Origin of the sequence: Amycolatopsis sp. NBC_00348, assembly GCF_036114655.1 — a bacterium.
Lineage (GTDB): Bacteria > Actinomycetota > Actinomycetes > Mycobacteriales > Pseudonocardiaceae > Amycolatopsis.
On sequence record NZ_CP107994.1, the window covers coordinates 3301099 to 3324262 of the forward strand.

Genomic DNA, 23164 nt, shown 5'->3' on the forward strand with positions numbered 1-23164 from the left:
AGAGGGGTGAATTTCGGGCCCGCGTTTGTACTTTCCGACAACCGCCGTCCCGCGGACGCGGAAAGGCCGCCGTGCGAGGTCGGGGTCTCGCACGGCGGCCTGGGTCACGCTGGGGGTCGTGAGTGCGTAACAGTGTTAGAACACTGTTACGCACTCACGACGAGCTGCGGCAGACTGCTCAGCCCGCCGGTTCGAACTCGCGGACCGAGTCGAGGGCGGCGCCCATCGCGGCGTTGCCCTCACGCTCGATCATGATCTCCACCAGGACCGGGCGGCTGGTCCGCTCGGCCTCCTTGCGGGCCCACTCCAGCGACGTCCGGATCTCCCCCGGCTCGTGCACGCGGGTGCCCGAGCAGCCGTAGGCCTCCATGATCTTCACGTTGTCCGTGCCGATCGCGTCGTAGTGGATGTCGACCTCGAAGTTCATGTCGTATCCGGTCTCGGCCTGGCGGATCAGGCCGAGGTACTCGTTGTTGAGCATGATCAGGACGAACCCGACGTCGTACTGGGCGGCGACGGCCAGCTCCTCGACCAGGAACTGGAACGAGTAGTCGCCGACCACGCCGACGACCTCGGCCTCGGGCCGCGCCTTCTTGACGCCGATCGCGGCCGGGATCTCCCAGCCGAGCGGGCCGGCCTGGCCGCACACCTGGTAGTGACGCGGCTTGTGCGCCTTCTGGAACTGGCCCGACCAGATCTGGTAGAGCCCGATCGCCGTGACGAAGTAGGTGTCCTCGCCGAAGGTTTCGTTGATCTCCTTGAACACCCGGGGCGCCTTGATCGGCAGGGTGTCGAAGTCCTCCCGGCGGGGAAGCGCTTCCTTCAGCTCCGCGATCCGGCCGACCCACTCGCGTCGGGCCTTCAACTCGCGCTTCTCCAGCGCCGCGAGCAGCGCGTCGAGGAACTCGCCGGTGTCCGAGACGATCCCGAGGTCCGGGCCGAACACCTTGCCCAGCTGGGTCGGCTCGATGTCGACGTGGATGAACTTCCGGTCACCCCGGTACACCGACAGCTCGCCGGTGTGCCGGTCGCCGAACCGGGCGCCCAGCGCCAGGACCAGGTCGGCCTCCAGGAAGGCGGCGTTCGCGTAGCGCTGCGACGTCTGGATGCCGGCCATCCCGGCGAACAGTTCGTGATCCTCGGGGAAGCTCCCCTTGCCCATCAGCGTGACCTGCACCGGGACGTCGAGCCGCTCGGCCGCGGCCCGCAGCTGCTCGCTCGCCTCGCCGAGCACGACCCCGCCACCCGCCAGGATCAGCGGGCGCTCGGCCGCCAGCAGCAGGTCGAGGGCACGCTCGACCCGCGCGGGCGCCGGGCTGATCGTCGGGACCGGCAACGCCGAGTCGATCGAGGAGTCCCACTCGATGTCCTGCTTCTGGACGTCGATCGGCAGGTCGATGAGCACCGGGCCGGGGCGCCCCGAGCGGGCGATCCGGAACGCCTCCCGGAAGATCCACGGCAGCTGCGCCGCTTCCTTGACCTGCACCGCCCACTTGGTGACCGGCTTGGCGATCTCGACGATGTCGACCGCCTGGAACGCCTCGGTGTGCAGCTTGTCCGACGCCGCTTGCCCGGTGATGCAGATGATCGGGATCGAGTCGGCGTGCGCGGTGTAGAGGCCGGTGATCATGTTCGTGCCGGCCGGCCCGGACGTGCCGATCGCCACGCCGACGTTGCCGGTCGTGCGCGACCAGCCGTCGGCCATGTGCGTGGCCCCTTCTTCGTGCCGGACGATCAGGTGCTCGATCGCGCGGCCTTGTAGGGCGTTATACAGCGGGAGGATCGCGGCGCCGGGGCAGCCGAAGACGGTGTCGACGCCTTCGCTCTCCAGGACGTCGACGACTGCCTGCATGACGGGGATCCGGGGCATGTCACACCTCCGCCGGGACGCGGCCCGACAACTGTTCGACGACCTTGAGCAGGGCCGAGTGGTCCAGGGAGCCGTACCCCATGGCACGGCCGGCGGCGACGAGCTGGGCGACCAGGCCCGTCAGCGGGAGCGCGACGTCGGCCTGCCGGGCGGCGGCCAACGCGATCCCCATGTCCTTGTGGTGCAGGTCGATCCGGAAGCCGGGCGCGAACTGGCGGCCGACCATGGACTTGCGCTTGAGCTCGAGGATCCGGCTGCCGGCCAGGCCGCCGGCGAGCACGTCGAGGCCCGTCGCGGCGTCCACTCCGGACGCTTCCAGCAGCACGATCGCCTCGGCGACCAGACCGTAGATCCCGCCCACCACGAGCTGGTTGGCGGCCTTCACGACCTGGCCGGCGCCGTGCGGGCCGACGTGCGCGATGGTCTTGCCGAGCGCCTCGAACAGCGGCTTCGCGGCCTCGAAATCGGCCGCGTCGCCGCCGACCATGATGGACAGCGCGGCCTGCTCGGCGCCGGCCTGGCCGCCGGACACGGGTGCGTCGAGCACGCGGATCTTCTTGTCCCGCGCGACGTTCGCGACCTCGATCGACGTCTCGGGCCGGATGGTGCTCATGTCGATCAGCAGCGTGCCAGGCGCAGCAGTGGCGAGGACCCCGCCGTCGCCGAGCGCGACCGCTTCGACCTGCGGGTGGTTCGGCAGCATCGTGATCACGACGGCCGCGCCGGCGACGGCGTCGGCCACGTCGGTGGCGGCGTGCCCGCCGGCGGCCTGCAGCTTCTCGCCGGCCGCGGCGGTGACGTCGAAGCCGCTGACGTCGTGCCCGGCCGCGACCAGGTGCGCGGCCATCGGCGCGCCCATCACGCCCAGTCCGATGAATCCCAGTTTCATGCTCGTCCCCTTCGGGTGATCGGCAGCCAGTCCAGCGAGGCGAGGGTGTCGGGTTCCGGGACGTACTCGATCCCGACGAACCCGGCGTAGCCCGCCTGTTGCAGCTTCACGAGGTGGCCGCCGAGGTCGACGGTCCCGGTGCCGGGCTGGTGGCGCCCGGGCGCGTCGGCGATCTGCACGTGCCCGATCCGGGCGATGTGGGTCGTCGACAAGGCGTCCAGGTCGTCGCCGTTGACTGCCAGGTGGTACAGGTCGGCCAGCAGCCGCACGTTGCCGCGCCCGAGGTCGTCGAGCACGGCCACGGCGTCCGCGGCGGTCTTGAGCGGGTAGCGGTCCGCGCCGGAGAGCGGTTCGAGGACCAGCTGCGCGCCGATCTTCGCCGCGCCTTCGGCCGCGTTCGCGAGGTTGACCAGCGCGAGGTCGTCCTGCTTGGCGGGGTCTTCGCCGTCGAGCCGGTTGCCGTAGAGCGCGTTGAAGCTGCGGCACCCGGTGCGTTCGGCGATCCCGAGAGCCACGACGAGACTGTCGGCGAACTCGGCTTCCCGGCCGAGCCACGACACCAGGCCGCGCTCCCCCGCCGCCATGTCACCGGCGTAGAAGTTCAGCCCGCGCAACGCCACCCCGGCCCGCTCGATCGACGCCACGAAGGCGTCGACGTCGTCCCGCTCCGGGACCGCCACGTCGAACGGCCACCAGTACTCGACGTCGGTGAAGCCCGCCGCGCGCGCCGCCGCCGCCCGGTCGAGCAGCGGTACCTCCTTGAACAGGATCGACAGGTTCGCGACGTACGGCAGGGTGTGCCCCTCTTCTGGCATCGTGTCCTCAAATTTCGCTATCCGGAATTTTTCTTTCGCATATCGAGAATAGCTCGCGACCTGCGCTGAGGTCAACGGGTGCCGGCCCGCCCTCGATCGCGGCGCGGCATGGATCCTCAGCGCTTCTCGCGGCCATGTCCCAGCCGGACGATTCCCGCGCGGACGGCGCCCACGCACCCAAGGTGGCCTGCGGTGCCGCGCCACGGCAGAGGGTCCTCGGCTTTCCTCGATGGAGGATGCTGGACGCTCGACGTCCCAAATCCTCCGTCGACACCTCGCGGCCATGTCCCAGCCGGAAGATCCCCGCGCGGACGGCGCCCACGCACCCGGGGCACTACCGAACCCCTGTCGACGAAACCTCGGACGCGTGCGCCTAGGAGCCGTCCACATCGGACTCGGGGACCAGCGGGCGCCGGGTGCTCAGTACCGCCGACGCGCCCGTCGCCGGGGCGAGCCGTTCGGTCACCGGCGGGTCGCCGGCTTGGAACGCCAGCGCCGCGGGGGCTTCTTCGCAGGCGCCGAGGCACGGGCTACGCAGCCACATGACCCCGGCGACCGCCTTCCCCGCGGCGCCGACGTGCTCGGTGAGGACGTCGCACACGGTGTCCGCCCCGGCGTCCCGGCAAGCGACGTCCGTGCACACGCGCAGCTGCCGTCCCGGGCGCTCCTCCAGCGAGAACCGCGGATGCGAGCGGACGACCGTCGCCACCTCGGCCAGACGGATGCCCCACGTCGACGCGATGAGACTCAGGGCGTCCGGGCTGATCCAGCCGATCCGGTCGGTGAGCGCGTGCAGGACGGGCAGCAGCTGGTCGTGGGCGGTGAACCCGCCGATCACCTCGCGTTCCTCGCGGGCCTGGCGGACGTCGGGGAATTCGACGGTCATCCGACCGGGACCGGGGCGTTGACCGTGCGGTCGAGCAGGCCGACGGCGGCGTGGACGTGCCGCAGCGCGGGTGCCGTGACGCCGGTCAGCTCGGCCAGCTCGACGACCGCGCCGATGATCGCGTCGATCTCCAGGGGCTTGCCGGCCTCGAGGTCCTGCAGCATCGACGTCTTGTGGTGGCCGACGCGCCACGCGCCGTCGATGCGCTTCTCCACCGACACCTGCGGGTCGCTGCCCGCGGCGCGGGCGATCTCCAGTGCCTCGGTCATCATCGTGGCGACGAGCGCGCGGGTGTCGTCGTGCTCGCACATCTGCGCCATGGTCGCCCGGGTCAGGGCCGAGAGCGGGTTGAACGCGACGTTGCCCATCAGCTTGACCCAGATGTCGTTGCGCAGCGCGGGTTCCACCGGCGCCTTGAGGCCGCCGGCGACCATCGCCGCGCTCAAGTCCGTGCAGCGCGCGGAGATCTCGCCGTCCGGTTCGCCGAGGGAGAACCGGGTGCCTTCCAGGTGCCGGATCACGCCGGGTTCCTCGATCACCGTCGAGCAGTAGACGACGCAGCCGATCGCGCGACGCAGCTCCAGCACGGCCGTCACCGCGCCGCCCGGGTCGACCGTCTCGACGCGGCGGCCTTCGAGCGGATGCCCCTTCAGGCCGTGGAAGTACCACCACGGGATGCCGTTCTGCGCGGCGACGACCGCCGTCTCCGGGCCCAGCAGCGGCGCGAGGAGCGGACCGCTGCTGGCGTAGGAATTCGCTTTCAGGCCAAGGAAAACGTAGTCGACCTCGCCGACGTCGGCCGGGTCGTCCGTGACGTGCGGGTGCGCGGTGAAGTCGCCACGCGGGCTCAGCACGCGGACGCCGTGCTCGCGCATCGCCGCGAGGTGGGCCCGCCGGGCGATCAGGTGCACCTCGGTCCCGCCGCGGTGCAGCGCGGCACCGACGTAGGCTCCGATCGCCCCGGCTCCGAGAACAGCCACCTTCATGATGTGCCTCCCACTTCGGTCGAGCACGTGATTGCATACAGTATCCTGGATCCACGATCGGAACCAGGCGTGCCACCCGGGCGGCGCAGCGAAGCGTGACAATCCGGCACAACCGGTCATTTCCGCTGGTGACCGCTGATCCACATCGACCGAAAACGCCCGCTCCGGGTGAGATTCCGGGATTTTGCATACCAAAACCTGTATCCTAAGAGCAGACAGCCGTGTTCCACTCCGTCTCGAGGTGTCCCGTGAGCCAGCCCGCTTCCCCGCTCCCCGACCGCGGCCCGACCGGCCGCCGCACGACCAAGGGCGCGCTCGGCTCGACCCCCGCCAAGCGCGTCGAACGGCCCGCGCCACTGCGCCAGGTCGTCTACGAGGCCCTCGCCGAGCTGATCATCAACCGCACCCTCGAACCCGGGCAGCACCTGGTCGAAGCCGACCTGGCCGAGTACCTGGGCGTCAGCCGCCAGCCCGTCCGCGAGGCCCTGCAGCGGCTGCAGAGCGAAGGCTGGGTCGACCTCCGCCCCGCCCAGGGCGCGTTCGTGCACCTGCCCACCGACGAAGAGGCCGACCAGCTGCTGAGCGTCCGCAGCGTGCTGGAGACGCACTCCGCGAAGCTGGCCGCCGGGCGGGCCACCGCGGACGACGTCAAACGCCTGTGGGATCTGCAGAACATCGGCGTCAAGGCGCTCGCCGACGAAGACACCGAGGGGCTCGTCGCCGCGAACGCCGCCCTGCACGCGTACATCACGGAACTGTCCGGTAACGCCGTGCTCGCGGAACTCATCGGCCTGGTCGACCGCCGGGTCCGCTGGTACTACACGCCGATCGCCCGCCCCCGCGGCCAGGACGCGTGGCACGAACACGAAGAGCTGATCAACGCCATCTCGGCCAAGGACACCGGTGCCGCCGAGCAGATCATGACCAAGCACACCGAACGGACCCGCCAGGCCTACCACGAACGTCCGGACGCGCCCCGGTCCTGATGTCCGCAGGACCGGGGCGCGGGCTACCGGACTAGCCGCCAGTGGCGGCGGACGGTCGCGCCACCAGCTCGGTTTCGGCGAGCTGGTGGTGCGTCCGCTTGGGCTGGCGCAGGAACAGCGTCAGCACCGCCGAAAGCAGCGCGATGCACCCGGCGAGGATGTACGCGCCGGTGTAGCCCCACGCGCTGATGACCCCCGCGGCGAGGCCACCGCCGCCGACGCCACCGATCAGTTTCGCGCTGTAGACCAGGCCGTAGTTCGACGCGTTGTTGTTCTCGCCGAAGTAGTCCGGCACGAGTGCGGCGAACAGCGGGTAGAACGCCCCGCCGCCGAACCCGGTCAGGAACGCGAACACCATGAACAGCACCAGGTTGTGCGTGTTGCCGGCGTACATCACGCCGAACTGCGCACCACCGGCGATCACCAGCACGACGGTGAGCGTCTGCCGCCGGCCGATCCGGTCCGACACCCAGCCGACCACGGCGCGGCCGGTGCCGTTGACGATCGAGAGCACCCCGGCCGACGACGCCGCGACGAACGCCCCGAACCCGCTCTCCTTGGCGAACGGCACCTGGAAGTTGATGCCGAACAGGGAAACCCCGCCGATGATCACCAGGCACACCCACATCAGCGGGAGCATGCCGGTCCGGATCGCCTCCATCGGGGAGAACTGCTTGACCGCGGGCGGGTTCTTGGCCAGCCCGCCGCTCTTGGTCCGCCGGTTCGCGGCCCAGTTCTTCGGGTCGACCTCCCGGGGCCACCAGCTCTTCGGCGGGTCCTTGAACAGGAACCCGCAGATCCCGACGACGAGCAGCATGTAGACGCCGATGACGTCGAGGATCACCGTGTAGTTCGTCGGGGTGAGGAACGCGGCGAACACGTAGATGAACGGGACGGCGCCGTAGGCGAACCCGCCGTTGACGAAGCCCGTCCTCGCACCCCGTTTCTCGGGGTACCACTTGCCGACCATGTTGATGCAGGTCGCGTACACCAGCCCGGCCCCGGTCCCGCCGAGCATGGAATACCCGATGAAGGCCACGGCCAGGTTGCCGCTGTGGGAGATGGTGAAGTAGCCGATGCCACTGCACACCGCGCCGGCCAGCATGGCCGTCTTCGCCGAGACGATGTTCTTCTCGCGCAGCCGGCCCGCCGGGAACGCGACCCCGGCCTGGAACACCGCCCAGATGCTGGCCAGCCAGAACGCGTCGCTGAGCGACCAGCCGTACTTCTCTTCCAACGTGCCTTCGACGGCGCCCCAGCCGTATTCGAAGACACTGACCGCCATCATGGCGATCCAGGGCAGCCACACCATCCAGCTTCGCGAACGCCCCATGATGTCCTGCGGCGTCTCGCCTACTCGGTAGACCCGTCCGTTCTCGTCAACGATCTCCTGGTACGTCGCTGCGGTCATAAGAGTTCTCTTTCGTCACCGTTGACTCATGTCCCTCTGCGTGCAGTCGTGCGGTGGATCTTCGTCCTTTCCTGGTTGTGGGAACAGCCCCTGTGGAGGTGGTTCAAAGCAGTCCCGCGGCCCGCGCCCAGCGGTACTTCGCGCCTAGTACGGCAACGGGCTTTTCTGTCGTATAGGGGTAGGCCACGACCCCGTGCTGGTAGAGGTAGTCGCTGGCTTCCTCGACTTCGACGTCCCCCGAGAGCGACGCGACGACGGGCTTGTGGATGCCCTTCGCGCGGTATTCGGCGACGACTTCGGAAACCAGCTCGGCGAACACCATGGGCGGGGTGACGATGGTGTGCCAGTAGCCCAGGATCAGGGCGTGGATGCGGTCGTCCTCGAGGCCCAGCGCGATCGTGTTGCGGTAGGTCGAGGGCGGCTCGCCGCCGGTGATGTCCACCGGGTTGCCCGCCGCGCCGAACGGCGGGATGAACTTCCGGAACGCCGTGTCGAGGTCCGGCGGGATCTCCATCAGGCTCAGGCCGTTGTCGACGCAGGCGTCCGAGAGCAGCACGCCGGATCCGCCCGCACCGGTGATGATGACGACGTTCTCGCCCTTCGGCGTCGGCAGCAGCGGGATGCCCCGGGCGTACTCGAGCATGTCGTTCAGCCCGGGCGCCCGGATGACGCCGCTCTGGCGCAGGATGTCGTCGTAGACCTTGTCGTTCCCGGCCAGCGCGCCCGTGTGGGAGCTCGCCGCCTTCGCGCCCTGCGACGTCCGGCCCGCCTTGAGCACCACGACCGGCTTGCGCCGCGACACCCGCTTCGCCGTCTCCGCGAACGACCGGCCGTCCTTGAGGTCTTCGAGGTGCATGGCGATGAGCTCGGTGTGCTCGTCCTGCTCGAAGAAGGTGAGCAGGTCGTCCTCGTCGATGTCGGCCTTGTTCCCTACGCCGACGATCGAGGACACGCCCATCTTCGCCGAGCGGCTGAATCCGAGGATCGCCATCCCGATCCCGCCGCTCTGCGACGAGAGCGCCACGCCTCCTTTGACGTCGTAGGGCGTGCAGAACGTCGCCGACAGGTTCTCCGGCGTGTAGTAGTAGCCGTAGATGTTCGGCCCGAGCACGCGCACGCCGTGCTTGCGCGCGATCGCCACGACCTCGTCCTGCAGCGCGATGTTGCCGGTCTCGCCGAAGCCGGACGGGATGAGGATGGCGCCGGCGACACCCTTCGCCCCCGCCTCCTCCAGCGCGGCCGCGACGAACTTCGCCGGGATGGTGAAGATCGCGACGTCGACGTCGCCGGGGACGTCGGCGATGCTCGCGTAGGCCTTGCGGTCGAGGATCTCGGTGGCCTTGGGGTTGATCGGGTGGATCTCTCCCGCGTACCCGCCGTTGACCAGGTTCTTCATCACCGAGTTGCCGATCTTCCCGGCCTCGGCGGACGCGCCGATCACCGCGATCGACGCCGGTTTCATGATCCGCGTCATCGACGCGAGGATCTCCTCCTGGGTGAACCGCACCGGCTCCTTCGCCGCGTCCGGGTCGATCAGGATCCGGACGTCGACGGCGGTGGCGCCCGACGGCGTGGCCAGCACCGGGTTCAGGTCCACTTCGGACAGTTGCGGGAAGTCGGTGACCAGCTGCCCGAGGGCGTGGATCACCCCCGACAGCGCGTCCCGGTCCACCGGTTCGGCGCCGCGGACCCCGCGCAGGATCTCCGCGGCCTGGATGCCGTCGAGCATCGAAAGCGCTTCCTCGGTGCTGGTCGGCGCCAGCCGGAACGTGACGTCCTTGAGGACTTCGACGAGCACGCCGCCGAGCCCGAAGGCGACGATCTTGCCGAACGTCGGGTCGGTGACCGAGCCGATGATCACCTCCTGGCCCTCGGTGAGCATCCGCTGCACCTGGACGCCGAGGATCTCCGCATCAGTGTTGTACGCCTTGGCGTTCTCGACGATCTTCGCGAATCCGGCCGACACCGCCTCCGGATCCTTCAGGCCGACGAGGACGCCGCCGGCCTCGGTCTTGTGCAGGATGTCCGGTGAGACGATCTTGAGCACCACCGGCAGCCCGATCTCCAGCGCCTGCGTCACGGCTTCCTCGGCCGTGGCCGCCAGCCGTTCGGCCGGCGTCGGGATGCCGTACGCCTCGCACACCGCACGCCCCTCGGGCGCGGTCAGCGAAGACCGTCCCTCGGCCGCCGCCTGTTCGAGGATCTTCTCGACCGCCGCGCGATCCGCCACTCAGATCACCCCGGCCGAACGGAGCTTGTCCAGCTCGGCTTCGCCGTAACCGAGTTCGCCGAGCACTTCGTCGGTGTGCTCGCTCAGCAGCGGCGAGCGTTCGATCTCGACGGGCGAGTCGGACAGCTTGAGCGGGCAGCCGACGGTCTTGAAGCTGCCCCGCTCCGGGTGCGCGACCTCGACGACGGAGCCGAGCGCGGCGAGGGTCTCGTCCTCGATCAGCTCCTGCGTCGACAGGATGGGGCCGCACGGGATGCTGTGGGCGTTGAGCGCCTCCATCACCTCCCACTTGGTGTGCGTCTCGGTCCACTCCTCGACCAGCGCGAACACCTTGTCCAGTTTGGACAGCCGGACCTCCGGGGTGGACCAGGCCGGGTCCTCGGCCAGCTCGGCTTTGCCCAGCAGCCGGGTGAGCGGGGCCCAGCCGACCGGCTGGATGATGACGTAGATGTAGTCGTTCGGGCCGCCCGGCGCGCACTTCACCGCCCAGCCCGGCTGACCGCCACCGGACGCGTTGCCCGAGCGCGGGACCTCGTCGCCGAAGTGGTCGTTCGGGTACTCCCCGAGCGGCCCGTGCGCCAGCCGCTGCTGGTCGCGCAGCTTCACCCGGCAAAGGTTGAGCACGGCGTCCTGCATGGCGACCTGGACGCGCTGGCCGCGGCCGGTGGACGTCCGCTGGTACAGCGCGGCGAGGATGGCGGCCACCAGGTGGATGCCGGTGCCGGAGTCGCCGATCTGCGCGCCGGTCGCGGTCGGCGGGCCGTCCTCGAAGCCGGTGGTGCTCATCGCGCCGCCCATCGCCTGCGCGATCACCTCGTAGGCCTTGAAGTCGGCGTAGCGGCCGGGACCGAAGCCCTTGATGGAGGCGTAGATCAGCCGCGGGTTGAGCGCGGCCAGTTTCTCCCACGGGTAGCCGAACCGGTCGACGACACCGGGGCCGAAGTTCTCGACCAGGACGTCCACGCCGGAGACGAGCTTTTCGAAGACTTCCTTGCCTTCGTCGCTCTTCATGTTGAGGGTGATGCTGCGCTTGTTGGCGTTCAGCATCGTGAAGTAGAGGCTGTCCACCCCAGGCAGGTCGCGCAGCTGGCCGCGTGTGATGTCGCCTCGGCCGGGGGTTTCCAGCTTGATCACGTCGGCGCCGAGCCAGGCGAGCAGCTGCGTGGACGACGGACCGGACTGCACGTGCGTCATGTCGAGGACACGGACGCCCTCCAGTGCCTTACCCATCTTGTCTCCGCTCACTTGTACATGGTCTGGTTCATGGTTCCGGGGGCGTACACGTCCGGGTCGACCCAGACGTTGATCAGCGACGGCACGCCCGACTCGCGGGCCCGCTGCAGCGCCGGCGCGATGTCGGCCGGGTCGCGGACCTCCTCGCCGTACCCGCCGAGCATCCGGGCGAACTCGTCGTACCGGACGTCGCCGAGGGTGTTGCCGACGCGCTCACGCGGGAGGCCGTACTTCGCGGCCTGGCCGTAGCGGATCTGGTTCATCGACGAGTTGTTGCCGACGATCCCGACGAACGGCAGGTCGAACCGCACGAGCGTCTCGAAGTCCCAGCCGGTGAGGCTGAAGGCGCCGTCGCCGAACAGGGCGACGACCTCCTTGTCGGGCCGGGCGTGCTTGGCGGCCAGCACGAACGGGATGCCGACGCCGAGTGTCCCGAGTGGACCGGGGTCCATCCAGTGACCGGGCGACTTGGGCTGGACGACCTGGCCGGAGAAGGTGACGATGTCACCGCCGTCGCCGATGTAGATCGAGTCCTCGGTGAGGAACTCGTTGATCTCGTGGACAAGCCGGTACGGGTGGATCGGCGTCGCGTCGGAGTGCTGCAGCGGCAACCGCTTCTGCTTCGCCTTCTCCTCCACGGCCTGCAGTTCTTCGAGCCAGACCTTGCGCCCGACCGAGCCGTTGTCGGAGCGGCCCGACGCGGCCTCGGCGACGGCGGCCAGCACCTGGCCGGCGTCGCCGACGATGCCCAGGTCGATGTCCCGGTTCTTCCCGACGGTCCGGTAGTCGAGGTCGATCTGGACGACGGTCGCGTCCGGCGACAGCCGCTTGCCGTAGCCCATCCGGAAGTCGAACGGGGTACCGACGATGACGATGACGTCGGCGTTGTCGAAGGCGTACCGGCGTGAGAGCTGGAAGTGGTGCGGGTCGCCCGGCGGCAGCGTGCCGCGGCCGGCGCCGTTCATGTACGCCGGGATGTTCAGCGTCCGCACGAGGTCCACGGCGGGTTCGGTGGCGCGGGTCGTCCAGACCTGGCTGCCGAGCAGGATCGCCGGTTTCCGGGCGTGCACCAGCAGATCGGCGAGCTTCTCGATGTCGGCGGGGTCACCGGCGTTGCGGGTGGACGCCCGGTAGCGGCCCGATTCGGGGATGCGCGCCTGGGACAACGGGACCCGCGCGTCGAGGACGTCACGCGGGATCTCCAGGAACGACGGCCCGGGCGCGCCGGCGTAGGCCTCACGGAACGCCATCGACACCAGGTCGGCGACGCGGGCGGTGTGCGGCACGGTGGCGGCGAACTTGGTGATCGGCGTCATCATGTCCACGTGCGGGAGGTCCTGCAGGGACCCCATCTTGTGCTGGGTGAGCGCGCCCTGGCCGCCGATCAACAGCATCGGGCTCTCCGCGCGCAGGGCGTTGGCGACGCCGGTGACCGCGTCGGTCGTGCCGGGCCCGGCGGTGACGACCGCGCAGCCCGGCTTGCCGGTGATCCGCGCGTAACCGTCGGCCGCGTGGGCGGCGACCTGCTCGTGCCGGACGTCGATGACCTTGATGCCCTCGTCGACGCAGCCGTCGTAGATGTCGATGATGTGGCCGCCGCAGAGCGTGAAGATGGTGTCGACGCCTTCGGCCTTGAGGGCCTTGGCCACCAGGTGGCCGCCCGAGATCTCCGCCGGCGCGGGTTCCGCGCCGTTCGTCGACCGGGCGCTCTCCCCCGCGGTGGTGCCTGTGGTTGTCATTCGCTCGACTCCTCTGGTCCACGCCGGGTCTCTCTGGCCCGGCGTTCGCTCGTCGCCGCTCCCCTGTCCGGTCCTTCGGGGGTTCCGGGTGGCGGAGCCCCCGGCCCGGGCCGAAGGTCCGGTTGTTACAGCCGAGGTCAGCGGCCTCTTCGCGGCAGACTGTAGATTGCATACCGTATGGGGTAGGCATATAGTCACCCTTCTAGCAGCCCGTGTCCAGGCCCATCCGCAGGGTTTTTCCCAGCCCCGCGGGGTGCGATCGCCTGCCCCGGACACGGCGGACCTCCTTGCCCTGCAGCGCCGCGGAAGGACGCCCCGCATGGACCTCTTCGAACACGAAGCCCGAGATCTCTTCGAGAAACACGGCGTGCCCGTCCCCCGCGGCCGCGTCGCCGCCGATCCCGCCGCCGCCCGCGACGCCGCCGTGTCCCTCGGCGGGCCGGTGGTGGTCAAGGCCCAGGTGAAGACCGGCGGCCGCGGCAAGGCGGGCGGCGTCCGCGTCGTGCGCACGGCCGACGACGCCGAGCAGGCCGCCGACGACATCCTCGGCATGGACATCAAGGGGCACACCGTGCACCGGGTGCTCGTCACCGAGGCGAGCGAGATCGCCGAGGAGTACTACGTCTCGTTCCTGCTCGACCGCGCCGGCCGCACGTTCCTGGCCATGGCGTCGACCGAGGGCGGCATGGAGATCGAGGAGGTCGCCGCGACGAAACCCGAAGCACTGCTGCGGGTTCCGGTGAACGCCGTGCACGGAGTGGACGCTGCCGCGGTGGCCGAAGCCTTCCCGGCCGACGTCCGGGAGGAAGCCGCGGAGGTCGTCCAGAAGCTGTGGGACGTCTTCGTCGCCGAGGACGCGACGCTCGTCGAAGTGAATCCGTTGGCGAAGACCGCCACCGGGATCGTCGCCCTGGACGGCAAGATCACCCTCGACGACAACGCGGACTTCCGCCGCTCGGCGGCGTTCGACGACCCGCACGACGGCGACCCGCTGGAACGGGCCGCGCGGGAGAAGGGCCTCAACTACGTCAAGCTGGACGGCGACGTCGGCGTGATCGGCAACGGCGCCGGGCTCGTCATGTCCACATTGGACGTCGTCGCGGCGGCCGCCGCCGCGGTCGGCGCGCGCGGACCGGCGAACTTCCTCGACATCGGCGGTGGCGCCTCGGCCGAGGTGATGATCGCCGGGCTGAGCGTCATCCTCGGGGATCCGCAGGTCCGGAGCGTGTTCGTCAACGTCTTCGGCGGCATCACCGCCTGCGACGCCGTCGCGACCGGGATCGTGCGCTCGCTGGAGGTCCTCGGCGAGCGGGCCACGAAACCGCTCGTCGTGCGGCTCGACGGCAACAACGTGGCCGAGGGCAGGCGAATCCTCGAACGAGCCGCGCACCCGCTGGTCACCGTGGTGGCCACCATGGACGACGCCGCGCGCGAAGCGGCGAAGCTCGCGATCGCGGAGGTCTGACCCGTGGCCATCTTCCTGGACGAGAGCAGCCGGATCGTCGTCTCGGGCATCACCGGCACCGAAGGCGCGAAGCACACCGCGCGGATGCTGGCCGCCGGCACGAACGTCGTCGGCGGGGTGAACCCGCGCAAAGCCGGGCAGCACGTCGAGATCGCCTCGGCGACGCTGCCGGTCTTCGGCAGTGTCGCCGACGCGATGGCCGGGACCGGCGCCGACGTCTGCGTGCTGTTCGTGCCGCCGCCGTTCGTCGAGGACGCCGTCGTCGAAGCCGTCGACGCCGGGATCGGCCTCGCCGTGGTGATCACCGAGGGCGTCCCGGTGCACGACACCGCGCGGCTGTGGGCGCACGCCGTCGCCGCGGGCGGGCGGACCCGGATCATCGGGCCGAACTGCCCCGGCGTCATCTCCCCCGGCAAGTCGAACGCCGGGATCATCCCCGCCGACATCACCGGACCGGGGCGGATCGGGCTCGTCTCGAAGTCCGGCACGCTGACCTACCAGCTCATGCACGAACTGCGCGACATCGGGTTCTCGACGTGCGTCGGGATCGGCGGCGACCCGATCATCGGGACGACGCACATCGACGCCGTCGAGGCGTTCGAGAAGGACCCGGACACCGACCTGATCGTGCTGATCGGCGAGATCGGCGGCGACGCCGAGGAGCGGGCCGCGGAGTACGTGCGCGCCCACGTGTCCAAGCCGGTCGTGGGTTACGTCGCGGGCTTCACCGCGCCCGAAGGCAAGACCATGGGCCACGCGGGCGCGATCGTGTCCGGCTCGTCCGGCACCGCGGAGGCGAAGAAGACGGCGCTGGAGGCGGCCGGGATCCGCGTCGGCCGGACGCCGAGCGAGACCGCGGCCCTCGCCCGCGAAATCCTCGGCTGATGTCGGCGAGGCCGCGGCTCGGCCTGGCGGTGCTCGCGTGCATGGACGCGAGGATGAACGTCTACCGCCTGCTCGGGCTCCAGGAAGGCGACGCGCACGTCATCCGCAACGCCGGCGGCGCCGTCACCGACGACGCGATCCGGTCGCTGACCGTCAGCCAGCACCTGCTCGGCACCCGCGAGATCGTGCTGCTGCACCACCACGACTGCGGGATGCGGACCTTCACCGACACGGAGTTCGCGCGACGGCTGGAGGAACGCACCGGGATCCGGCCGGGCTGGGCCGCGGAGTCGTTCACCGACCCGGCCCAGGACGTCCGGCAGTGCATCGCGCGGCTGCGGGCCAGCCCGTTCCTGCCGCACACCGGCGCGGTGCGCGGGTTCGTCCTCGACGAGCGGACCGGCGTGCTGGACGAGGTGACGTGATGGACCTGCGCCAGCTCGCGGTCGTGGTGGCGGTCGCCGAGGAAGGCGGCTTCACCGCGGCCGCGCTGCGCCTGCACACCGTGCAGTCGACGGTGTCCACCGTCGTGCGGGCGCTGGAACGCGACCTCGGCACGCCGCTGTTCCACCGCACCACGCACCGTGTGGCGCTGACGCCCGCCGGCGAGGCCTTCGTGCCCGCCGCGCGGGCGGCCCTCGAAGCGGTGGAACGCGCCCGCGCGGCGATCTCCCCCGTCCACGGGCGGGTCCGGCTGGGCCTGGCGCCCGGGTTGCTGCTCGACCTGCACCGGGTCCTTTCCGCGTTGCGGCAGGCGCACCCGGGCCTGGTCGTCGAGGTCCGCCAGCTGCCGGCGGACCGGCTGGGGTGCGCGCTCGCCGAGTCCACAGTGGACATCACGCTGGCGGTGTTCACCGGGCCCGGGTTCGCCGATCCGCGGGACACGGCCGGCGCCAAGCCGGGATCCTGCGGTGCTCCCAGCCCGGCCGGGGACGCCCCGGATCCCCGCACCGGGACCGGCTCGGGTGGGCTCGGATCCGCGTCGCTGCCGGGTTCCAGCGGCCTGGTCACCACTCCCCTGGCGTGTGAAGAACTCGTCCTCGCCACCACCCCCGGCGGCTCCCGCTCCGCGCCCGGCGACCTCTCGGGGCTCTCGCTCGTCGACTTCCCGGCCGGGTGGGCGATCAGGGAGGCCGTCGACCGCGCGTTCGCCGACCGCCGGGTCAGCCTGGAGGCCGACGACCTGACCGCCGCGGCTTCGCTGGTGCGGGCCGGGCTGGCCGCCTGCGTCCTGCCGGCGTCGGCCGCGGCGCGGTTTCCCGAGGTCACCGCGCGGCGGTTCGCCGCTCCCCCGCTCTGGCAGCTCGCCGCGAGCCACCGCGAAGAGCCGCCGGCGCCCGTCGCCGCCGTGCTCGCTCACCTAGGCTGAACCCATGCTGCTGCGCCAGCTCGAATACCTCGTCGCGCTGGCCCGTGAGGGACACTTCGCCCGGGCCGCCGAGGCGTGCCACGTGTCCCAGCCGTCGCTCTCGGCCGGGATCCGGAAGCTCGAACGCGAGCTCGGCACCCAGGTCGTCCAGCGCGGCGCGCGGTATGCCGGGTTGACGCCCGAAGGCGAGCGCGTCCTGGTGTGGGCGCAGCGGATCCTGGCCGAGCGCGACGCGCTCAACGAGGACCTCTCGACGATGCGCGACAGTCTCTCGGGGGTGCTGCGCGTCGGCGCCATCCCCACCGCGCTCACCGCCATGTCGATGCTCACCGCGCCCTTCTGCGAGCGGCACCCGCACGCCCGGGTGACGCTGGAGTCGTTGTCCTCCGACGAGATCGCCCGCCGGCTGACCGCGTTCGAGCTCGACGCCGGACTGACCTATGTGGACGAAGAACCACCGCACGGACTGCGCTGCGTCCCGCTCTACGAGGAGCGGTACCTGCTGCTGACGCCGTCCGACGGCGAGCTGGCCGGACGCCGGCTGGTGCGCTGGGCCGAGGTCGCCACGCTGCCGCTGTGCCTGCTCATGCCGCACATGCGCAACCGCCGCGTGCTCGACGCGCTGTTCGCCGAGGCCGGCGCCACAGTCGTGCCGGCGATCGAGACGGACACCGTCTCCGCGCTCTACTCGCACGTCGCCACCCACCACTGGTCGAGCGTCATCTCCCACGCCTGGCTGCACCTGTTCGGTGTGCCGCCGGGCATGCGCGTGGTGCCGCTCGAAACGCCGTCGCGATCGCACCGGATCGGCCTGGTGGTGACGGCGGGTTCGCCCGAGCCGATCCTCGCCCGCGCGCTGCTGGAGGTCGTCCGCGGCGTCGACGTCCGCGGCACCCTCGACGCGCTGCTGCACCGGCACCTCGCCGAACAGGCCCGATAGCCGGTGCCTATCCCGGGATAGAAACCTTCACGTTGACCCGCTCGCGCGCGCGGAGGACGGTGAAAGTACTTGTCCCGCAACAAAAAACCTGGAGTGTGACGCCGTGGCAAAGGTGCTGTGCGTGCTCTACGACGACCCGGTGGACGGCTACCCGAAGACCTACCCGCGCGACGACCTGCCGCACCTGGACGGCTACCCCGGCGGCCAGACCCTGCCCACCCCGCAGGGCGTGGACTTCACGCCCGGGCAGCTGCTCGGCAGCGTCTCCGGTGAGCTCGGGCTGCGGAAGTTCCTGGAGTCGCGGGGACACACGCTCGTCGTCACCTCGGACAAGGACGGCGACGGCTCGGAGTTCGACCGCGAGCTCGCCGACGCCGAGATCGTGATCTCCCAGCCGTTCTGGCCCGCTTACCTCACCCCCGAGCGGATCGCCCGGGCGCCGAAGCTGAAGCTGGCCGTCACGGCCGGGATCGGCTCGGACCACGTCGACCTCGACGCGGCCATCGCCCACGGCGTCACGGTCGCCGAAGTCACCTACTGCAACAGCATCAGCGTCGCCGAGCACGTCGTGATGATGATCCTCTCGCAGGTGCGCAACTACCTGCCGTCGCACCAGGTCGTGCTGGACGGCGGCTGGAACATCGCCGACTGCGTCGCGCGCTCCTACGACGTCGAGGGCATGCACATCGGCACGGTCGCGGCCGGGCGGATCGGCACCGCCGTGCTGCGGCGGCTGGCCCCGTTCGACGTCCACCTGCACTACACCGACCGGCACCGGCTGCCGGCCGAGGTCGAGCGGGAACTGAACCTGACCTTCCACCCGAGTGCCGCGGAGATGGTGCCGCACTGCGACGTCGTGACGATCAACGCGCCGCTGCACCCGGAGACCGAGGGCCTGTTCGGCGACGAGCTGATCGCGTCGATGAAGCGCGGCGCGTACCTGATCAACACGGCGCGGGCGAAGATCGCTGATCGCGACGCCGTGGTCCGCGCGCTCGAGAGCGGGCAGCTGGCCGGGTACGCGGGCGACGTCTGGTACCCGCAGCCGGCGCCGGCCGACCACCCGTGGCGGACGATGCCGTACCAGGGCATGACCCCGCACATCTCCGGGTCGTCGCTCTCGGCGCAGGCGCGCTATGCGGCGGGGACGCGCGAGATCCTGGAGGACTACTTCGGGGGGTCGCCGATCCGCGACGAGTACCTGATCGTCGACGGCGGCAAGCTCGCCGGCACCGGCGCGCACTCCTACTCGACGCGCTGAGCCCGCGTCCGGTGGGCGGGGAGGTCCCCGCCCACCGGGCCTACGCCGCGGGCAGCAGGGACTTCGGCCGGCCGGGCTGGGTGAGACGGCCGGTGAGCAGCGCCCCGGCGAGGCTCAGCACCCCGGCGACGGCGAACGCGCCCAGCAGACCGACCGCGGCGAGCCCGACCCCGACGACGCCGCCGACGGCCTTGGCGCTGTAGAGGACCCCGAAGTTCTGCAGGGCCGACTCCTCACCGAAGTACTCGCGCACCAAGCCGACCAGCAGCGTGTAGCAGCAGCCGTTGCCGAGCCCGGCCAGCGTGACACCGAGCAGCAGGCCGACGGCGTGGCGGTGCTCGCCCGAGTAGTACAGGACGAACTGCGCGATGCCGCCGGCGAGCAGGGCGAGGCGCAGGATCCGGCGGCGGCCGAGCCGGTCGGCCAGCCGTCCGATGAGCAGCCGGCCGGACCCGGTGGCCGCGGCGAGCAGGGCCAGCGCGGCGGCGGCGAGACCGGGTCCACTGCGCTCGGCGACGAAGGTCGCCAGGTACGCGAGGTCGAACAACAGCACGGCGGCGGCGAGCACGACGACGAGGTACAGCGCGAGGGTGGTGCCGCAGCGGAACAGTTCGGCGGGCCGGTAGTGCCGGATCGCCGGGTGCCGGTTGTGCGTCTTGTCCAGGGCCCACGTGCGCGGTTCCGGCGTCGCGGGCCACCAGTGCCGCGGCGGGTAGCGCAGCAGGGCGCCGCACCCGGCGATCACGACGAGCACTACGGCGGCGGTCGCGTCGAGCAGCACCGGGCCGACGTCCGGCAGCAGGGCGGCCAGCACGACGAACGGCACGCTCCCCCAGGCGAAGGCACCGCTGACGACGCCCGCGCTCGGGCCGGAGCGGTCCGGGAACCAGGCCAGCACGGCGCCCACGCAGGTGGCGTAGACGAGGCCGGTGCCGAGACCGCCGAGCACGGAGTAGCCGAGGAACACGGTGAGCAGGCTGCCGCCGTGCCCGAGCGTGACCAGCCCGGCGGCGCACAGGACCGCGCCGAACGTCATCGCGGCGGGCGCGGGCAGTGTGCCGCGTTCGCGCAGCCACGCGGCGGGGAAGGCGACCCCGGCCTGACAGATCGCCCACAGCGCGAAGGTGAGGACGATCGCGCCGAACGTCCAGCCGTGCGCCCGGCTTAGCTCGGGCACGATCGCGCCGAAGCCGTACTGCTGCACCCCGGCGGCGAGCATCCCCGCCGCGGCGAGCCAGGTGATCCGGCCGCGCGGCCGGCCGAGCAGCTCGAGGTCGGTCTCCCCGACCCGGTACCGCCGTCCGTAGACGTCCCGGAGCTCGCGGACTTGGGACATCCCAACCACCACCCGTTTCGACTGCCGATTGTATGCAGTATGGAGTAGTCAGAGTGTGCGCCTTTGACGGCGGCGATGTCCACCCACCGGACCCGATCGGCGGTCCGTGCTGCGAATTTCGTGAGCCGGACGCGCCGCGAGCACGGGTTTCGGTGCGGTGCAGGGATTCCGGGGTGGCCCACGCCGGGCGCCGGGCGGAAGGCGGCCCGGTGGCCATCGAGGGAGGAGGCGGCCACCGGGCCGGTGCTCCGGCGCGGTACCGGCCGCGTAGGAGCACTGACAGTCTGGCCAGCGGAGACCCCCTCCGACAAGCCTTTGGGCACCTGGGAAGTGCCGGTTTTCCAGCCGATCATCGCAGGCCGGACCACCAGGGGGTCCGATGTGGTCACGCCGAGGAAGCAGCAGACTTCAGTCCGACACGACGGCCGGAGCGGGACACCGTGAGGGGCGTGGCTCGGGAGCGAGGTTTGACAACGGCCGCATCGGCCTGCAGCGGCGACTCGGTCAGCTGAGCCCTCAGCTTGCAGGCCGGACACCCTCGCGCCGGACTCTCCACGGCCTACAGCGCCAACTCGATCGACGGCACGCCCAGCCTGCCGGCCGGACTCCTCGGCCCACAGCAGCAACTCGGTCAGCGGAGCCCTCAGCTTGCAGGCCGGACACCCTCGCGCCGGACTCCTCGATCTACAGCGGCAACCCGGTCAGCGGAACATTCAGCCTGCCCGCCGGGCACCATCGCGCCGGACTCCTCGCCCCACAACGGCAACTCGATCGGCGAGGCGCTCAACTTGCCGACCGGGCGCCATCGCGCCGGACCCACCTCGGCCTGCAGCAGCAACTCGATCGGGACCGCTCCGCTTGCCCACCCGGACACCATCGCCTCGGACTCCCCTCGGCCCACAGCGGCAACTCGGTCGACGGAGTGCCAAGCCTGCCGACCGGACACCATCGCCCCAGACTGTCCTCGGCCTACAGCGGGAACTCGATCGGCGGAGCGCTCCGCCTGCCGACCGGACACCATCGTCATGGCCTGAAGCCGCGCCGCGGTCGTGCCGGCGCGTATCGCAGCAGCCCTGCGGAAGCGGCGATCGCCTCCTCAAAACGTGGCGGCGCGCCGGGCTCTTCTCGGCCGACCGGCTTGCGCGCCGGACCGATCGACTTTCCCGACGCTCAACTCAATCATCCAGCGGGATGAGACAAGCAGCTCGCCGGGTGCCTACCGGGATTCGCACTGCTGGCAGCGCTTCTCCAGGCCGGCACCCGACGTCCGGAACTTCCTCGACGCGACCGCGCTTCGGGTGGCCGGCGCCCCCAGGCGCCGGACCCCTTGCACAGCACGGGATCCGCGTCAGGCCTTCTTGCGGGTTGCGCGCTTGCGGGCCGGCTTGGCTTCTACCGGTTCGGCCGCCGCGGCCTGGTGTTCCTCGAAACCGGCGATGATCTCGCTGGAGAGGCGGCCGCGCTCGGCTACCTCGTAGCCGTTGTCCTGCGCCCACTCCCGGATCTGCCGGTTGCGCTCGCGGTCGGTGCCCGAGCCCGACGCGCCCGTCAGCGACTGGCCCGTCGCGAGGCGGACCTTGCGGCCGCCGATGCGCCGTGCGGCGCCGACGTAGCGGGCGAGCTCGTCCCGCAGCGCCGAAGCGTTCTCCTCGGAGAGGTCGATCTCGAAGCTCACCCCGTCGAGAGCGAAGGGGACGGTCTGGTTCGCCTCGCTCCCGTCGAGGTCGTCCACCATCTCGACGTGCACCCGTTGCGCCATGGTTCGTCGTTCCTCATCTTCTCCAGAACACGGTCGGACAGACCCTAACCTGTCGAATCCCGTCAAGCACGCGGGGCGTCCACAATGGCCGCTCGGGCGCCGGGGCCGCCCGCGTACAGACGTGATCGCAACCTAGTCGAAATGGGCGTGATCTTGTAGACTTTTTGTTTTCGTGATATGCTCGAAATCAAATCGGTACCGTTGCGGCATGACTTCGCTCGATTCCCCCGGCAATGCGCCCGGTGTCAGCCGCACGGCGTTCACGGCGGCCGCCGCACGGGCCGCACATTTGCTCGTCGACGCCGCACCGCCCCTCTTCTCAGACCCGCTCGCCGCACCGCTGCTCGGCGCCCGCGCGGAGGAACTGCTGGCGTATCACCGGCTCCACGGCACCCATCCGGTCCTCGCCGGCGCGCGAGCCGAGGCCGTCTGCCGCAGCCGGTTCACCGAAGAGCGTCTTCTGCGGGCCAATTCCGGTATATACCAGTATGTGATTCTCGGCGCCGGACTCGATTCGTTCGCCTATCGGACACCGCCCGGCCGGTTCCGCGTGTTCGAGGTCGACCGGGCCGCGACCCAAGCGGCCAAACGCGCACTCCTGGAAGCCGCGGGGATCACCGAGCCGCCGTCGGTGATCTTCGTCGCGGTCGACTTCGAAACCGACACGCTCGCCGACCGGCTCGTCCAGAGTGGACTCGACCCGCGCCGTCCCGTGTTCGTCAGCTGGCTCGGCGTCACCATGTACCTGACCAGGGCGGCGATCCTGACGACCTTGACCGAGCTCGGCGGCCTCGCCCCCGGGTCGGAAATCGTGGCCGACCACCTGCTCCCCGCGGAACTGCGCGACGCGGCCGGAAACGGTTACGCCGAAGCCGTCGCGCCGATGGCCGCCGAAGAGGGTGAGCCCTGGCGGACGTTCCTCTCCCCCGCCGCCATGGCGGACCTCCTGCGCGGCACCGGTTTCGAAGTGATCGAACAGACCGGTCAGCGCGGCAGCGTGGGTGCGGATGAGTGGAATCGCGACGACGCGCTGAAGCCGAGCCGGCTTTCCCACCTGACCCACGCGCGCATTCCCGCACCACCCCGGGAAAGCTGAACACTTTC

19 protein-coding genes are annotated in these 23164 nt (G+C 70.7%); 8 read left to right on the top strand and 11 right to left on the bottom strand.

What is annotated here, in order from left to right; translation table 11 throughout:
* Window positions 1-178: 178 nt before the first annotated feature.
* From gcl to OHS58_RS13905, 5 genes are all read right to left on the bottom strand, one after another.
* Complete coding sequence (gcl, locus tag OHS58_RS13885; protein ID WP_326953410.1) at window positions 179-1870, bottom strand: glyoxylate carboligase; 1692 nt, start codon at window positions 1868-1870, stop codon at window positions 179-181.
* A 1-nt stretch (window position 1871) separates the two neighbouring features.
* The gene (locus OHS58_RS13890) at window positions 1872-2759 is read right to left on the bottom strand and encodes a 2-hydroxy-3-oxopropionate reductase (RefSeq protein WP_328648486.1); all 888 of its coding nucleotides are present in this window, start codon (window positions 2757-2759) and stop codon (window positions 1872-1874) included.
* Window positions 2756-3574 carry a hydroxypyruvate isomerase family protein gene (locus OHS58_RS13895; protein ID WP_328648487.1) on the bottom strand — a complete coding sequence of 273 codons (819 nt, stop codon included), beginning with the start codon at window positions 3572-3574 and terminating at the stop codon, window positions 2756-2758. The genes OHS58_RS13890 and OHS58_RS13895 overlap by 4 nt, the downstream gene beginning before the upstream one ends.
* Window positions 3575-3947: 373 nt before the next feature.
* Window positions 3948-4460, bottom strand: a complete 513-nt coding sequence (locus OHS58_RS13900; RefSeq protein ID WP_328648488.1) for an NADH-quinone oxidoreductase subunit NuoE family protein — start codon at window positions 4458-4460, stop codon at window positions 3948-3950.
* Window positions 4457-5446: a 2-dehydropantoate 2-reductase gene (locus OHS58_RS13905; RefSeq protein ID WP_328648489.1), complete on the bottom strand. Its 990-nt coding sequence runs from the start codon at window positions 5444-5446 to the stop codon at window positions 4457-4459. The genes OHS58_RS13900 and OHS58_RS13905 overlap by 4 nt, the downstream gene beginning before the upstream one ends.
* A gap of 248 nt (window positions 5447-5694) precedes the next feature.
* Here OHS58_RS13905 and OHS58_RS13910 point away from each other — a divergent pair, with 248 nt between their 5' ends.
* Window positions 5695-6432 carry a GntR family transcriptional regulator gene (locus OHS58_RS13910; protein ID WP_328648490.1) on the top strand — a complete coding sequence of 246 codons (738 nt, stop codon included), beginning with the start codon at window positions 5695-5697 and terminating at the stop codon, window positions 6430-6432.
* Between the two features lie 31 nt (window positions 6433-6463).
* Here the strand turns inward: OHS58_RS13910 and OHS58_RS13915 are convergent, their stop codons facing one another.
* The 4 genes from OHS58_RS13915 to OHS58_RS13930 all read right to left on the bottom strand — a co-directional run bounded on the left by OHS58_RS13915 (window position 6464) and on the right by OHS58_RS13930 (window position 13045).
* Window positions 6464-7843 (bottom strand): OFA family MFS transporter, encoded by a 1380-nt coding sequence (locus tag OHS58_RS13915; RefSeq protein WP_328648491.1) that lies wholly within the window; start codon window positions 7841-7843, stop codon window positions 6464-6466.
* Window positions 7844-7946: 103 nt separating this feature from the next.
* Window positions 7947-10073: an acetate--CoA ligase family protein gene (locus OHS58_RS13920; RefSeq protein ID WP_328648492.1), complete on the bottom strand. Its 2127-nt coding sequence runs from the start codon at window positions 10071-10073 to the stop codon at window positions 7947-7949.
* Window positions 10074-11303, bottom strand: a complete 1230-nt coding sequence (gene frc / locus OHS58_RS13925; RefSeq protein WP_326953418.1) for a formyl-CoA transferase — start codon at window positions 11301-11303, stop codon at window positions 10074-10076.
* A gap of 11 nt (window positions 11304-11314) precedes the next feature.
* Window positions 11315-13045: a thiamine pyrophosphate-binding protein gene (locus OHS58_RS13930; RefSeq protein WP_326953419.1), complete on the bottom strand. Its 1731-nt coding sequence runs from the start codon at window positions 13043-13045 to the stop codon at window positions 11315-11317.
* A 319-nt stretch (window positions 13046-13364) separates the two neighbouring features.
* Here OHS58_RS13930 and sucC point away from each other — a divergent pair, with 319 nt between their 5' ends.
* From sucC to OHS58_RS13960, 6 genes are all read left to right on the top strand, one after another.
* The gene (gene sucC, locus OHS58_RS13935) at window positions 13365-14510 is read left to right on the top strand and encodes an ADP-forming succinate--CoA ligase subunit beta (RefSeq protein WP_328648493.1); all 1146 of its coding nucleotides are present in this window, start codon (window positions 13365-13367) and stop codon (window positions 14508-14510) included.
* A gap of 3 nt (window positions 14511-14513) precedes the next feature.
* Entirely contained in the window at window positions 14514-15395 is an 882-nt protein-coding gene (sucD, locus tag OHS58_RS13940) for a succinate--CoA ligase subunit alpha (RefSeq protein WP_328648494.1), read from the top strand.
* On the top strand, window positions 15395-15820 hold the full coding sequence (locus tag OHS58_RS13945) for a beta-class carbonic anhydrase (RefSeq protein WP_305879324.1): 426 nt from the start codon (window positions 15395-15397) through the stop codon (window positions 15818-15820). Before sucD ends, OHS58_RS13945 begins: the two co-directional genes overlap by 1 nt.
* On the top strand, window positions 15820-16764 hold the full coding sequence (locus OHS58_RS13950) for a LysR family transcriptional regulator (protein ID WP_328648495.1): 945 nt from the start codon (window positions 15820-15822) through the stop codon (window positions 16762-16764). The genes OHS58_RS13945 and OHS58_RS13950 overlap by 1 nt, the downstream gene beginning before the upstream one ends.
* Before the next feature lie 4 nt (window positions 16765-16768).
* Entirely contained in the window at window positions 16769-17704 is a 936-nt protein-coding gene (locus OHS58_RS13955) for a LysR family transcriptional regulator (RefSeq protein WP_247051608.1), read from the top strand.
* A gap of 103 nt (window positions 17705-17807) precedes the next feature.
* Complete coding sequence (locus OHS58_RS13960) at window positions 17808-18965, top strand: NAD-dependent formate dehydrogenase (protein ID WP_326949451.1); 1158 nt, start codon at window positions 17808-17810, stop codon at window positions 18963-18965.
* A 40-nt stretch (window positions 18966-19005) separates the two neighbouring features.
* Here the strand turns inward: OHS58_RS13960 and OHS58_RS13965 are convergent, their stop codons facing one another.
* Complete coding sequence (locus tag OHS58_RS13965; RefSeq protein ID WP_328648496.1) at window positions 19006-20301, bottom strand: MFS transporter; 1296 nt, start codon at window positions 20299-20301, stop codon at window positions 19006-19008.
* Window positions 20302-21649: 1348 nt separating this feature from the next.
* The gene (locus OHS58_RS13970; protein WP_328648497.1) at window positions 21650-22060 is read right to left on the bottom strand and encodes a histone-like nucleoid-structuring protein Lsr2; all 411 of its coding nucleotides are present in this window, start codon (window positions 22058-22060) and stop codon (window positions 21650-21652) included.
* 208 nt (window positions 22061-22268) lie between these two features.
* On the opposite strand from OHS58_RS13970, the gene OHS58_RS13975 reads away from it, so the two are divergent.
* Window positions 22269-23156: a class I SAM-dependent methyltransferase gene (locus OHS58_RS13975; protein ID WP_328648498.1), complete on the top strand. Its 888-nt coding sequence runs from the start codon at window positions 22269-22271 to the stop codon at window positions 23154-23156.
* The last annotated feature ends 8 nt before the right edge of the window (window positions 23157-23164 follow it).

Excerpts from the sequence above, each read along its gene's own strand:
- gcl (WP_326953410.1), bottom strand. The coding sequence starts at position 1,870 with ATGCCCCGGATCCCCGTCATGCAGGCAGTCGTCGACGTCCTGGAGAGC.
- OHS58_RS13890 (WP_328648486.1), bottom strand. The coding sequence starts at position 2,759 with ATGAAACTGGGATTCATCGGACTGGGCGTGATGGGCGCGCCGATGGCC.
- OHS58_RS13895 (WP_328648487.1), bottom strand. The coding sequence starts at position 3,574 with ATGCCAGAAGAGGGGCACACCCTGCCGTACGTCGCGAACCTGTCGATC.
- OHS58_RS13900 (WP_328648488.1), bottom strand. The coding sequence starts at position 4,460 with ATGACCGTCGAATTCCCCGACGTCCGCCAGGCCCGCGAGGAACGCGAG.
- OHS58_RS13905 (WP_328648489.1), bottom strand. The coding sequence starts at position 5,446 with ATGAAGGTGGCTGTTCTCGGAGCCGGGGCGATCGGAGCCTACGTCGGT.
- OHS58_RS13915 (WP_328648491.1), bottom strand. The coding sequence starts at position 7,843 with ATGACCGCAGCGACGTACCAGGAGATCGTTGACGAGAACGGACGGGTC.
- frc (WP_326953418.1), bottom strand. The coding sequence starts at position 11,303 with ATGGGTAAGGCACTGGAGGGCGTCCGTGTCCTCGACATGACGCACGTG.
- OHS58_RS13930 (WP_326953419.1), bottom strand. The coding sequence starts at position 13,045 with ATGACAACCACAGGCACCACCGCGGGGGAGAGCGCCCGGTCGACGAAC.
- sucC (WP_328648493.1), top strand. The coding sequence starts at position 13,365 with ATGGACCTCTTCGAACACGAAGCCCGAGATCTCTTCGAGAAACACGGC.
- OHS58_RS13945 (WP_305879324.1), top strand. The coding sequence starts at position 15,395 with ATGTCGGCGAGGCCGCGGCTCGGCCTGGCGGTGCTCGCGTGCATGGAC.
- OHS58_RS13950 (WP_328648495.1), top strand. The coding sequence starts at position 15,820 with ATGGACCTGCGCCAGCTCGCGGTCGTGGTGGCGGTCGCCGAGGAAGGC.
- OHS58_RS13955 (WP_247051608.1), top strand. The coding sequence starts at position 16,769 with ATGCTGCTGCGCCAGCTCGAATACCTCGTCGCGCTGGCCCGTGAGGGA.
- OHS58_RS13965 (WP_328648496.1), bottom strand. The coding sequence starts at position 20,301 with ATGTCCCAAGTCCGCGAGCTCCGGGACGTCTACGGACGGCGGTACCGG.
- OHS58_RS13970 (WP_328648497.1), bottom strand. The coding sequence starts at position 22,060 with ATGGCGCAACGGGTGCACGTCGAGATGGTGGACGACCTCGACGGGAGC.
- OHS58_RS13975 (WP_328648498.1), top strand. The coding sequence starts at position 22,269 with ATGACTTCGCTCGATTCCCCCGGCAATGCGCCCGGTGTCAGCCGCACG.